The 12,030-nt window shown below is 66.3% G+C and carries 11 protein-coding genes; 3 read left to right on the top strand and 8 right to left on the bottom strand.

Annotated features, from left to right (window positions below; translation table 11 throughout):
• On the top strand, positions 1 to 265 hold a 265-nt coding region (locus L288_RS25785; protein WP_021237022.1), incomplete at its 5' end, for a cold-shock protein.
• A gap of 724 nt (positions 266 to 989) precedes the next feature.
• On the opposite strand, the gene L288_RS25780 is transcribed toward L288_RS25785, so the two are convergent.
• The 8 genes from L288_RS25780 to hflK form a co-directional block, all read right to left on the bottom strand.
• A complete protein-coding gene (locus L288_RS25780; protein ID WP_021237021.1) occupies positions 990 to 2,315 on the bottom strand; it encodes a cell wall hydrolase in 1,326 nt (441 codons plus the stop codon).
• Positions 2,316 to 2,333: 18 nt separating this feature from the next.
• On the bottom strand, positions 2,334 to 3,263 hold the full coding sequence (gene cysK, locus L288_RS25775) for a cysteine synthase A (RefSeq protein ID WP_021237020.1): 930 nt from the start codon (positions 3,261 to 3,263) through the stop codon (positions 2,334 to 2,336).
• Positions 3,260 to 4,564, bottom strand: a complete 1,305-nt coding sequence (locus L288_RS25770; protein WP_021237019.1) for an MFS transporter — start codon at positions 4,562 to 4,564, stop codon at positions 3,260 to 3,262. Before L288_RS25770 ends, cysK begins: the two co-directional genes overlap by 4 nt.
• Before the next feature lie 99 nt (positions 4,565 to 4,663).
• On the bottom strand, positions 4,664 to 5,071 hold the full coding sequence (locus tag L288_RS25765; protein ID WP_021237018.1) for a hypothetical protein: 408 nt from the start codon (positions 5,069 to 5,071) through the stop codon (positions 4,664 to 4,666).
• 29 nt (positions 5,072 to 5,100) lie between these two features.
• Positions 5,101 to 6,735: a helicase HerA-like domain-containing protein gene (locus tag L288_RS25760; RefSeq protein ID WP_031303899.1), complete on the bottom strand. Its 1,635-nt coding sequence runs from the start codon at positions 6,733 to 6,735 to the stop codon at positions 5,101 to 5,103.
• Between the two features lie 123 nt (positions 6,736 to 6,858).
• On the bottom strand, positions 6,859 to 8,364 hold the full coding sequence (locus tag L288_RS25755) for a Do family serine endopeptidase (protein WP_021237016.1): 1,506 nt from the start codon (positions 8,362 to 8,364) through the stop codon (positions 6,859 to 6,861).
• A 109-nt stretch (positions 8,365 to 8,473) separates the two neighbouring features.
• Positions 8,474 to 9,319 carry a protease modulator HflC gene (hflC, locus tag L288_RS25750; protein WP_021237015.1) on the bottom strand — a complete coding sequence of 282 codons (846 nt, stop codon included), beginning with the start codon at positions 9,317 to 9,319 and terminating at the stop codon, positions 8,474 to 8,476.
• Positions 9,319 to 10,440, bottom strand: coding sequence for an FtsH protease activity modulator HflK (gene hflK / locus L288_RS25745; protein WP_030538934.1), 1,122 nt, complete (start codon positions 10,438 to 10,440; stop codon positions 9,319 to 9,321). Before hflK ends, hflC begins: the two co-directional genes overlap by 1 nt.
• Positions 10,441 to 10,513: 73 nt before the next feature.
• Between hflK and L288_RS25740 the strand changes: the two genes are divergently transcribed.
• Positions 10,514 to 11,473, top strand: coding sequence for an Mrp/NBP35 family ATP-binding protein (locus tag L288_RS25740; RefSeq protein WP_021237013.1), 960 nt, complete (start codon positions 10,514 to 10,516; stop codon positions 11,471 to 11,473).
• A gap of 101 nt (positions 11,474 to 11,574) precedes the next feature.
• Positions 11,575 to 12,009, top strand: a complete 435-nt coding sequence (locus tag L288_RS25735) for a CoA-binding protein (RefSeq protein ID WP_021237012.1) — start codon at positions 11,575 to 11,577, stop codon at positions 12,007 to 12,009.
• The last annotated feature ends 21 nt before the right edge of the window (positions 12,010 to 12,030 follow it).

Below are 12,030 nucleotides of genomic sequence, written 5' to 3'. Positions count from 1 at the left end.
TGGCGGCTTCGGCGGCGCCGAACGCGGCCCGCAGCGCCAGCTGACCGGCGAGCGCGCCAGCGGCACGGTCAAGTTCTTCAACGCCATGAAGGGCTTCGGCTTCATCCAGCGCGACGATGGCCAGCCCGACGCATTCGTCCACATCAGCGCCGTCGAACGCGCAGGCATGTCCGCCCTCAATGAAGGCGACCGCCTGGACTTCGAACTGGAAGTGGACCGCCGCGGCAAATATGCGGCCGTCAATCTCCAGTCGAAAGCCGACTGATAAACAGACCCGCCCGCTTTCGCGGAGAGGATAGAAGGGGTCGCCTGCCCGGCGGCCCCTTTTTTATTGAGTGAAGTAGAAGCTTTGAAGCGCGTGTTTCAATGAGAGCCTGTCCTGATTGGGCTGGCTCATTTTGGCGCAGGCAGGCGTCTGGTTCCGCAGTTTGGACCGGGTTCTCATGAGTCGCTTGTCGCGTTAGGATGCCTTGCCGGAGCAGGTCGCGCTTGGGGCATGATCATGTGATCTTCACCCCGGACAATTCGGCAAGCTCAGGACAGGATTGATCCGGCGATCCTGCGCGTCTGCCCGTTCAGCCCTCATGAAGAGGCGGCTTGAAGATATCGATACCAAAAACGTCACGGCCTATTATCATTGTGCCTGTCCCCGCCCCTGCGGTGCGAGGTCTGTTGCGGGCAGCTCCCCGCTCATCGAACCATCGCAAAATTTGGGGCGGCCCGCCGCAAAGCTCAGTTCCCATGAGGACAAAGCCGGCAACTGTTCAGGTGATCGTGCAGATCGCGGGCGGGGGCCTCGCCGAATCACGGTATCTTCAAGGTGCCTGGGGTCCCACGGCGTCCAGCCTTCCGCTATCCTTATGGCATATCGCAACATAGGGGGGCGCTTCTTCTCTGATGTTGCCGAGGCAGCGGGGCCACCGGGTCAAGCCCGGGGGGGCTGGTCGAAGCCTTGTTTCACCAGCCGGACGTAACCACGACTCGTTATTTCACTCGCCAGTTTTTCCGGTCACACCGGCCACCGGGGGAACGATCGTCACGGTTTCGAACCGCTCCTTGCGCCTTACGCCGGTGAGCGGGGGCGGGGCGTTTGCCTGTTCCACCGGCACCCGCTGGCGCATGCATTCCGCCTTGTTCTCGCGCGGGGTTTGCGTGCAGTTCCATAGCGCGCGTTGCAATCCGGTGGCGGCATTGTGGATATAGGCGAAGGTCATGCTTTCCATCTGGTCGCCGGTCAGCGGAAGGCCGGAGGGCGCGCCGCCCGCACGCCATGCCATGATCCGGCATTCGGGCCGCCCGGCGCAGAAGGTCTGCGCCATGGCAGGCCAGTTGGCGGGCAGGCTGTCGCGGCTCAGTTCGACCAGAAAGCTTTTCGCCCCCGGCGCGATCGTGATCAGCCGCGCGCCCGCCATCATCCGCCCGACTGAGTCCGCGCCGATCGCCTGCTGGGGCTTGGCCGCCAGTTCGGCCAAGCCTCCGCCCGGCAGCAACGTAGGCGGCAGGCCAGCGATCATCACGCCATCGGCCTGATGCGCGGAGGAGAAGCGGGCGATGCGGGGGATGACCGGCTCGCCCGCCGCCTTGCCCAGACGGAAGGCGGGCGGGGTTCCCCACCAGCCGCGCCAGCGGAAGAAGAGATGGGTGCCGACCGCCGTGATCTTGTCCAGGCTGCTGCTCCAATAGGGAACGACCCAGTCGGTATGATAATGGGTGGCATAGCCGACCGGCTTGAACACCTTGCCCGCCAGCGCCGCCCGCGCAATCTCCCGCGCGCGGTCCCATGCCGCCTGGCTGGGCGAGCGGGCCAGCGCGCCGTCGCAGGTGAAGGTGAACTGGCAGCCGGTGGACCTTTCCTGACCCTGGAACACCACGCCGCACACGGTTTTCGGAAAGGCCGGATGCCGCACCCGGTTCAGCACCACCTGAGCGACGGCGCGCTCGCCGATGGCGTCGTCACCGGCTTCATAAAGCTGCGCCGCCGCCAGACAATCGACCGCGCGCGCCTGATCCACCGGCGTTCCGGAAAAGATGAAGGGCCGCGCCGCAGGGTTGGGCAGGCGGGAAAAGGGGATGGCGGCGTTGAAGGCGCGGGCCTGATCGCGGTTCAACTCGTAAAGCTCGACGGGCTGCACCGCAGGCGGCGGCGTTGCCGGACGGCGGACCCGCACCTTTTCCACCAGGGTCAGGCCGGAGGCGCGGACGGCAGGGCTGCGCGCCTCCCACCCGGCGACCGCAAGGGGCAGACCGGCGAACAGCATGAACCATATCAGCCACATCGCGGGATGCGGCCGGGCCATGGGTGAAGCGTCGATCATGCCCGCTCCGGCGCGATCCTATTCGGGCAGGAAGTCAGGCACCGACAAATAGCGTTCGCCGGTATCATAGTTGAAGCCCAGAACGCGGCTGCCCGCGGGCAGTTCCTTGAGCTTCTGCGCGATCGCCGCCAGCGTCGCGCCGGACGATATGCCCACCAGCATGCCTTCTTCGCGGGCGGCGCGGCGCGCATATTCCTTGGCGTCGGCCGGATCGACCTGAATGACGCCGTCCAGAAGCTGGGTATGCAGGTTCGCCGGAATGAAGCCGGCGCCGATGCCCTGTATGGGGTGCGGCCCCGGCTGCCCGCCGCTGATGACGGGGGACAGGGTCGGCTCCACCGCATAGACCTTGACGTTCGGCCACAGCTTCTTGAGCACTTCCGCCACGCCGGTGATGTGGCCGCCGGTGCCGACGCCGGTGATCAGCACGTCGATCGGGCTGTCGGCGAAGTCGGCCGCGATCTCCTGCGCCGTGGTGCGGACATGCACGTCGATATTGGCGGCATTTTCAAACTGTTGCGGCATCCAGGAACCGGGCGTCTGCTCGACCAGTTCCAGCGCCCGTTCGATCGCGCCCTTCATCCCCTTTTCGCGCGGCGTCAGGTCGAAGGTCGCGCCATAGGCCAGCATCAGGCGGCGGCGTTCGACCGACATGCTTTCGGGCATGACCAGCACCAGCTTGTACCCCTTGACCGCCGCGACCATGGCCAGACCGACGCCGGTATTGCCGGACGTGGGTTCGATGATGGTGCCGCCGGGCTTCAGGTCGCCCGATGCTTCGGCCGCTTCGATCATGGACAGGGCGATGCGGTCCTTGATCGACCCGCCCGGATTGGAGCGTTCCGACTTGATCCAGACTTCGGTGCCGTCCGGCGCATCGCCGAACAGGCGGCTTACGCGGATATGCGGCGTGTTGCCGATGGTTTCGAGAATGTTGGCAGCTTTCATATGGCCTTCTCCTGGCTGATGTCGGCCTCCCTCATGTCGGGTGGGTCGAAGGTACGTGCAAGGCGCAGCTCTGGAAAGAGTCGCGCCCATAAGAGCGTGATGATGATAGCGCCAACGCCCCCGCCGATCACTGCGGCGATGGGGCCGACCAGCGCGGCGAGGAAGCCCGATTCCGCTTCCCCCAGTTCGTTGGAGGCCGATACGGTGAGCTGCGACAGGCTGGACACGCGGCCGCGCATGGCGTCGGGCGTATGAAGCTGGATCAGCGACTGGCGCACATAGACCGATACCATGTCCGCCGCGCCCAGCATCACCAGCGCGGCGATGCCGACCTCCATGGAAATGCTGGACGGCATGAAGGCGGTGCAGCCGAACAGGATGGTGGACAGGCCGAAGATGACCACCGCCGCCAGCATTTTCAGGCCGACCTCCCGCTGCATGGGCCGGATGGAGAAGAACAGCGCCGTCACCCCCGCGCCGATGGCGGGGGATGCGGCGAGATGGCCAAGGCCCCTGGACCCCACATGCAGGATGTCGCGCGCATAGACGGGCAGCAGCGCCGTCGCCCCTGCCAGCAGCACCGCGAACAGATCCAGCGTGATGGTGGCGAGCACCAGCCGGTTGGAGCGGACATAGGCGAAGCCGTCTATCATCTGCCGGATGGGATGGCGGCTGGTGTCCCGCGGCGGCTGCGGCACCGGGCCGATCAGCATCATGCCGCTCAGGGCCAGAACGAACAGCCCCGATGCGACGGCATAAGCGCCCCACGGCTCTATCGCATAGGCATAGCCGCCCAGGGCAGGGCCGGCGATCATGCCGGTCTGCCACGCCACGCTGGAAATCGCGATGGCGTTGGGCAGCACTTCGCGCGGCACGAGATTCGGGGCGAGCGCGGAATAGGCTGGCCCGTTGAACGCGCGGGTGATGCCAACGATAGCGGCGATGCCGAAGATCAGCGGCAGGCTGACCCACCCTTCATAGGTGGCGATCGCCAGCACGCCCGACGCCGCGATCAGGACGAGCAGGGTGATGCGGGAAATATAGCGCCTGTCGAAATGATCCGCGACCCAGCCGGTCAGCGGCGTCAGGAAAAAGAGCGGAAGGAACTGCGCGAGGCCGATGAGGCCAAGCTGCGCGGCGGCGCCCGATGTGCTCATCGTGCCGCGCGCGATATTATAGGCCTGCCAGCCCAGGATGATCATCATCGCATATTGCGCCAGCACGGCAGCAAAGCGGCTGAGCAGATAAGCGCGGAAATTGCCGAAGCGCAGCGGATGGCGCGGATGGGCGTGAGCCGTCATGCGCTATCCTTTGCCCTTGCTCCACCCGATAAGCAACTCGCCTGGTAGAGAAGGCGCGCAGCGTTTCTTTTCAAAGGGAAGGCGCTGCTTCGCGCCCGCTCATCTTTCCGGGTCGATCAGGATGCCGCTCACCGATCCATTGCGGACCGAGCAGATGAAAGGCACGGAGCGCAAGCCGCCATAGGGGCCGACCTCGCCCTCGACCTCCCATCCGGTCGACATGGAACTGGCCCTTGGCTTGCCCAGAATGGCGGCCCCCGGTCCGGCCTGCTCGCGCGCCTTGGCGGCGCAGGCGCTGCTCGCCGCCCCGGCCGTGCTGATCGGGCCATAGCCGGGGGAGGCGTAAGGCTGCCTCTTCGCGTCGCGCTCCGCCTGACGGTCCCTCGCGATCTCGCTGACGATCGCGGCGTCCGCGGCGCGGCGCAGTTCGCGGCCCGACTGAGCCATGGCGGGCAGGGCAAAGCCCAGCATCACCACGCCGCCCGCCATCATCATCGTCATGCGCATCGGTCTTCTCCCCCCATTTTAGACATGCCTTAGCGGAACAGCCCGCCCAATATGCCGCGAACCAGCCGTCCGGCCAGACCGCCCGATGATGACGAGCGCCGCGACGATCCGCCGAATACGGCGCGGCCGATCTCGTTCGCGACCTGCCGCCCGACCGAGGATGCGGCGGAGCGGGTGGCGGACTGGACCGCCTTGTCGAATGCCGACGGCTTGGCGGCTTCCCGCGCGGCGGCGGCGTCGCGGCGCGCCTGCTCCTTGAGTTCGGCGGCGCGCTGCTTCGCCTCGACCCTGGCTTGCGCGGCGGCAGCCTTTTCGCTCTCCGCCTGCGCCTTGGCGGCCTGCGCCGCTGCGGCGGCGGCCTCGCCCCGTGCCGCCAATATCTCCTCGGCCGATTCGCGATCGACCGCCGCGTCATATTTGTCCGCGCAGGGAGAGATGGACTGGATGATGGCCCGTTCCTTGGCGTCCACCGGGCCCAGGCGCGATCGTGGCGGGGCGATCAGCGTCCGCTGCACGATACCGGGCGAGCCATCCTCCTGTAGCAGCGAGACCAGCGCCTCGCCGACCTTGAGTTCGGTGATCGCGGTCGCGACGTCCAGATCCGGATTGATCCGGAATGTTTCCGCCGCCGCCTTGATCGCCCGCTGGTCGCGGGGCGTGAAGGCGCGCAGGGCATGCTGGATGCGGTTGCCAAGCTGGCCCGCCACCTCCTGGGGAATGTCGATCGGGTTCTGCGTCACGAAATAGACGCCCACGCCCTTCGACCGGATCAGGCGGACCACCTGCTCGATCTTGTCGGTCAGCGCCTTGGGCGCGTCGTCGAACAGCAGATGGGCTTCATCGAAGAAGAAGACGAGCACCGGCTTGTCCGGGTCGCCAGCTTCGGGCAGCGTTTCGAACAGTTCGGACAGCAGCCACAGCAAGAAGGTGGCGTAGAGCCTGGGGCTCTGCATCAGCTTGTCGGCCGCGAGGATGTTCACATAGCCGCGGCCCTGATCGTCCACTTTCAGGAAATCATGGATGTCGAGCGCGGGTTCGCCGAAAAAATGATCGCCGCCCTGGCTTTCAAGCTGCAACAACTGCCGCTGGATCGCGCCGACGCTGGCCTTGGTGACATTGCCGTACCGGGCGGACAATGTGTCGGCATTCTCCGCGCAATAAGCGAGCATCGCCTGAAGATCGCCTAGATCGAGCAGCAGCAGGCCTTCCTCGTCGGCATATTTGAAGGCGATCGACAGCACGCCTTCCTGCGTTTCGTTAAGGCCCATCAGCCGGGACAGCAGCAGCGGCCCCATTTCGCTGACGGTGGTGCGGATCGGATGGCCCTGCTCGCCATAAAGGTCCCAGAAGATGGCGGGATTATCGGCATAGCTGTAATTTTCGATGCCGATTTCCTGCGCGCGGGCGACCAGCTTGTCCGCATTCTTCGCGGCCGGCGATCCCGCCATGGCGATGCCGGACAGGTCGCCCTTCACATCGGCCAGGAACACAGGGACGCCGCGCGCGGAGAAGCTTTCGGCGATGCCCTGCAAGGTGACGGTCTTGCCCGTGCCGGTCGCGCCGGTGATCAGCCCGTGCCGGTTGGCGCGGCGCAGGTTCAGTATCTGCGGGACGCCGCCGTCCTTTTCCGGCGCGCCAAGACCGATGAAGATGCCCTCGCTCATTTCCCCCTCGTCCCCCCTCATATGGTTCGAGCCGCGCCTGCCGGTGACGGCTTCCACACTATAGGGAAGCGCGTCATCGCGGCAAGCGCGGCTCGTCATGATCCGTCTGGCGTCAAGCAGTCCTTATTTGTCGCGCAGGCGCACCGGCAGGAACACGGGCGGCTGGCCGCGCCGCAGCACCTGCAACAGGATGGCGTTGCGGCCTTGCGCCGCCACCTGCTTGACCTGGGCGTCGAGGTCCGCCTGGCTGGTGACCGGGCGGTTGTTCGCCGTGATGATCACGTCGCCCCGGCGCAGCCCCTTGGCGCCCGCGTCGGTCGACCCGTCCACGGCGGTGATCACGATGCCGCGCGTGTCGGCCGCGATGCCGAGCTGGCGCGTGATGCCGGGCGTCAGCGGGATGGCGGAGATGCCGAGCGACTGCTGGCTCGCCTGCGGGCTGGAGGAAGGCGGCTGCTGCTGGCTGAAATCGTCATCCTGCTGCTGCACGAAGCTGTTCAGCTCGTCTTCCGAAGGCCGCTCGCCCACCACGGCGGTGACGGTCTGGCGCTGGCCGTTGCGGATGATGACGATCGGCACGCGCGCGCCGATCGGCTGGTTGGCGACGATGGACGAGAGATTCTGGTCCGGCGTCACTTCCTGGCCAGCGACGCTGACGATCACGTCGCCCGCCTTGATGCCCGCACGATCCGCGCCCTTGCCCGGCTCGACGCCCTGCACGAATTCGCCCCGGTTCTTGGCAAGGCCCAGCGAATCCGCCAAGTCTTCGCCCAGCGGGCTGATCTGGATGCCCAGATAGCCGCGCTTGACGCTCTGCCCCTTGCGCAGCGTCTCCACGATCGGAGCGGCCTGTTCGGACGGGATGGCGAAGCCGATGCCGACATTGCCGCCGGAAGGGGACAGGATCTGGCTGTTGATGCCGATCACATTGCCGCGCATGTCGAACATCGGGCCGCCGCTATTGCCCTGGTTGATCGACGCGTCGGTCTGGATGAACTTGTCGTAGGTGCCGCCGGTGCCGCGATGCACCGCCGAAATGATGCCCGCCGTCACCGTGCCCGACAGGGCGAAGGGGTTGCCGATGGCGATGACCCAGTCGCCCACGCGCGCCTTGGTGCTGTCGCCGAACTTGACGAAGGGCAGGGGCTTCTTCGCATCGATCTTGAGCACGGCGATGTCGGTCGCCGGGTCGCGCCCCACCAGCCGCGCGCTATATTCCTCGCGATTGGTGAGCGTCACCGTGATGGAATCGACCGACGCGCCCTCCGCGCCCGCGGACACGACATGGTTGTTGGTGACGATATATCCGTCAGACGAGATGATGAAGCCCGAACCCAGCGACTGCGCCTGCCGCGTCTGCGGCTGGTTGCCGCCCATGCCGAACAGTTCGCCAAAGGGCGTGCCTGCGAAGGGGTTCTGCACTTGCACGCGCTGCTTGGTCGAAATGTTGACGACGGCCGGTTGCAGCTTTTCCACCATGTCGGCGAGGCTGGCGGGCGCGCCTGCTGGCGCGGCGGCCTGCATGCCTTCATTCTGCGCGGTCTGCGCGCCGACATTCGGGCTGGAGGTTACGGCGATGGCGGTGCCGCCGAGCAGCAGGGCGCCGGTGATGGCATAAGCGTAACGCACTCGTAACGGTCCTCTCATGAACTTGCGGAAGGAAGGGCGGACTCCGCGAGAATGGGGATGCGCCGCCCTGCCTTAACCCTCATTGAATGACGCTGGTTCCGTAATGATTCTAGCGGCCCTGAAACTGTTTCAGGAACTCATTGTCGCGTGAAAGCACCATGCTTGTCGACCCCTGCCGGTCCGTGGCGAAGGTGTAGCGATAGGCCTGCATCGCGCGGTAGAAATCATAGAATTGCGGGTCCTTGCCAAAGCTTTCGGCATAGATGCGCGCGGCGTTGGCGTCCGCTTCCGCCCGGATGATCTGCGCCTGCTTCGCGCCCTGCGCCCGGATGGTCAGGGCCTCCTGCTCGCGCGCGGTGCGCATGCGGGTGAAGGCGCTTTCCAGCGGCGCGCCATCGGGAAGGTCGGCGCGCTTGATCCGCACGTCAACGATCTGCGCGCCATATTGGCGAGCGACGCGGTTCAGCCCGGCCTCGATATTGTCCATGACCTGCCCGCGTTCGGGTGAGAGCAGCGCGGCGAAGGGCCGCTTGCCCAGCTCGTTGCGCAGTGCCGAGCCCAGGATCGGGCGCAGCGCGTCGGACACGCGATCCTCGTTGCCCGCCGCGATATACATGCGCAGCGGATCGACGATGCGATAGCGGGCGAAGGCGTCCACCTGGAGCCGCAGTTGATCGGTGGAGAGCACCTGCTGCCTTTCCATCTCCACCGACAGCACGCGCTTGTCGATCCAGACGATCTGGTCGATGAACGGCCAGCGCAGGATGACGCCCGCGCCCGTCTTGCCGAAATCCTCGTTCGGGCGGTAGCGGTTGATGATCTTCTTGGGATCGCCGAAGCGGACGATCACGCCCTGCTTGGTTTCAGGCACGATCGCCACGGTGCTGCCGATCAGCAGCAGCAGGGCGATGGCGGACAGGGCAAGCGCGACCGGGTGACGCAACAGGGCGGGCATTATTGTTCCTCCCCGGCTGCGGCGGCGGCATTGGGCGCGGCCTGCTGCGCCCGGCGCTTCAATTCGGGAAGCGGCAGGAACGGCGTGACATTGCCGCTTTCGACGATCGTCTTGTCGACGTTGGACAGGACGCCCTCCATGGTTTCATAATACATGCGGCGGCGCGTGACGTCCGGCGACAGCCTATATTGTTCATAGACCTTGTCGAACGCAGCGGCCTCGCCCTGCGCCTTGGCCGTCACCTGCTGCGCGGCGGCGCGGGCTTCGTTGAGATAGGTCTGCGCGGTCTGCTGCGCGGCGGACACGGCCTTGAACGCGTCGTTGACGGCGGTCGGCGGGTCGGCCTGCTTGATGGCGACGCCCTGCACGCGGATGCCCGACCTGTAGCTGTCGAGTATCTCCTGCATCCGCTGCTCGACCTGCTGCTCTATCTCCGTGCGGCCAGCGCCCAGCGCATCGTCCAGGCTGACGCTGGCGACGACAGAGCGCATGGCGCTTTCGGCGACTTCCCGCACGGTGGCGTCGGGATCGGACAACTGAAACAGGTAGAGTTCCGGGTTGCGGATGTTCCAGCGCACCGAATAGGCGAGGTCGATGATGTTCTGATCGCCCGTCAGCACCAGATTTTCGCTCTGCGCGCTGGCTGACCCGATGTCGATCGCGCGGATTTCCTCCACATCGACGGTGGTCACATTTTCCAGCGGCGCGGGCAAAGTGAGGCTGATCCCCGGCGAGAGCGTGCGGCTATATTTGCCCAGCAGCGTGACGACGCCGCGCTCCTGCGGGCCGACGCGGTGGAAACAGGTCAGCACCAGCCACAGCAGGACGAGTATGCCGACCGCCGCGGGCCACAATGCCCTGCCGCTGGGCCGGGGTGGCATGTTGCCGAAGCCGCCGCCGCCCTGGCCGAAGCTTTCCCGGCTGCGGCGCAGAAGCTCCTCGATCGCGGAAGGCCCCTTCGGCCCCGAAGGCCGTCCCGGTTGCGTCCAGGGATTGCGCGGACCGCCGTCATTGCCCTTGCCCGGTCCGTCATTTCCATCCGAACCCCCGCCCTTGTTGCCCCAGGGACCCTGGGCCATGGCGCTCCTGATGCCCGGCATCCACCCGAAAAATCTTCTCATTCCGTCTCTATAGGAAGGCTGGCTGGTGAAAAACAGTGCCCTTCGCAACGAATATTGCCTAGAGGGCGCAGTCATGACCGATCTTGAGAGTTTCGCCGCCCGCTTGAAGACGCTGTCGGACGGACGCGCCAGCACCCCGCGCGTCAAGGATGGCGTGATGACCCTGGCGCTTGACGTCGGCGGCCTTTCCGCCGGGCAGCGCGATGCGGTGGCGGCCGCGATCCGGGAGGGCGGGCTGACGGTCCCCGGCGTCACCGATGTCCGCATCGCGATGACGGCGGAGCGCAAGGCGATGCGGATCATCGCCGTCGCGTCCGGCAAGGGCGGGGTGGGCAAGTCCACCTTGTCGGCGAACCTTGCCGTCGCCCTGAAGCGGATGGGCTTTTCCGTCGGGCTGGTCGATGCGGATATCTACGGGCCATCGCAGGCGAGGCTGATGAACAGCGAGGACAGGAAGCCCGAAGCCAGGGACAAGCGCCTGATCCCCCTGGACAGCCCGCTGGGCATTCCCATGCTGTCGATGGCGCATCTGGTCGATCCGGGCAAGGCGCTCGCCTGGCGCGGGCCGATGGCGGGCAATGCCCTGTCGCAACTGATCGATGCCGAATGGGGCAGCGCGGAAGTGCTGATCGTCGACATGCCCCCCGGCACCGGCGACATCCAGTTGTCGATGGTGCAGAAGCACAAGCCCGCAGGGGCCGTGATCGTGTCGACGCCGCAGGACCTGGCGCTGATCGATGCCCGCCGCGCCGTCAGCCTGTTCGAACAGACGCAGGTGCCGCTGATCGGCTTGGTGGAGAATATGGCCGGTTACAGCTGCCCGCATTGCGGCGGGATTTCCGATCCCTTCGGCGCTGGCGGCGCGGAGGCGGCGGCCGCGCAGCTTGGCATGGATTTCCTTGGCCGCATTCCGCTGGCCATCGACATTCGCGTGCGGTCGGACGCGGGCGACCCGCCTGCCGCTGGCGAAGGGGCCGCCGGGCAGGCTTTCCACGCCGTCGCGCAGAAGGTCGCGGACTGGCTGCGCGCCTGACCGGCGGCGGGCAGGGATGGCGGAGCAAGGGGGCGGCAGGGCAAGGGAACGGATCGGCCGCCTGCCGCGTCTTTCCCGGTGCAGGCAGGAAGGAACAGCGCATGCCCTTGAACGACGCGCGGCAGATCACCGATCTGTTGAACGAAACACGCACCATCGCGCTGGTCGGCATTTCCGACCGGCCGGACCGCCCGAGCTATGGCGTGATGAAGGTGCTCCAGGACCATGGCTATCGCGTGCTGCCGGTCAATCCGCAGATAGCGGGCGAGCATGTGCATGGCGAATTCGTCTGGGCGCGGCTGGCCGATATCGGCGTGCCCATCGACATGGTCGACATCTTCCGCCGCAGCGAAGCGGCTGGCGAGGCGGTGGATGAAGCGATCGCGGCAGGCGCGAAGTCGGTATGGATGCAGCTGGGCGTGATCAACGAAGCCGCCGCCGCCCGCGCCGAGGCCGCTGGCCTGAAAGTCGTGATGGACCGCTGCCCGGCCATCGACATCCGCCGCTTCAACATTGCCCCGGTCAGCGCAGATTAGTGCTTTCCAGCCGTTCCAAGC

The sequence above is a fragment of the Sphingobium quisquiliarum P25 genome, assembly GCF_000445065.1.
GTDB lineage: Bacteria > Pseudomonadota > Alphaproteobacteria > Sphingomonadales > Sphingomonadaceae > Sphingobium > Sphingobium quisquiliarum.
Note: the sequence above shows the minus strand (reverse complement) of the source record. Positions and strands in the feature narration are given on the sequence as shown.

Bases quoted from the DNA above. Each gene is read 5' to 3' on its own strand.
- hflC (WP_021237015.1), bottom strand. From the start codon at position 9,319: ATGCCCGCCCTGTTGCGTCACCCGGTCGCGCTTGCCCTGTCCGCCATC.
- L288_RS25735 (WP_021237012.1), top strand. From the start codon at position 11,575: ATGCCCTTGAACGACGCGCGGCAGATCACCGATCTGTTGAACGAAACA.
- hflK (WP_030538934.1), bottom strand. From the start codon at position 10,440: ATGAGAAGATTTTTCGGGTGGATGCCGGGCATCAGGAGCGCCATGGCC.
- L288_RS25780 (WP_021237021.1), bottom strand. From the start codon at position 2,315: ATGATCGACGCTTCACCCATGGCCCGGCCGCATCCCGCGATGTGGCTG.
- L288_RS25760 (WP_031303899.1), bottom strand. From the start codon at position 6,735: ATGAGCGAGGGCATCTTCATCGGTCTTGGCGCGCCGGAAAAGGACGGC.
- L288_RS25770 (WP_021237019.1), bottom strand. From the start codon at position 4,564: ATGACGGCTCACGCCCATCCGCGCCATCCGCTGCGCTTCGGCAATTTC.
- L288_RS25740 (WP_021237013.1), top strand. From the start codon at position 10,514: ATGACCGATCTTGAGAGTTTCGCCGCCCGCTTGAAGACGCTGTCGGAC.
- L288_RS25765 (WP_021237018.1), bottom strand. From the start codon at position 5,071: ATGCGCATGACGATGATGATGGCGGGCGGCGTGGTGATGCTGGGCTTT.
- cysK (WP_021237020.1), bottom strand. From the start codon at position 3,263: ATGAAAGCTGCCAACATTCTCGAAACCATCGGCAACACGCCGCATATC.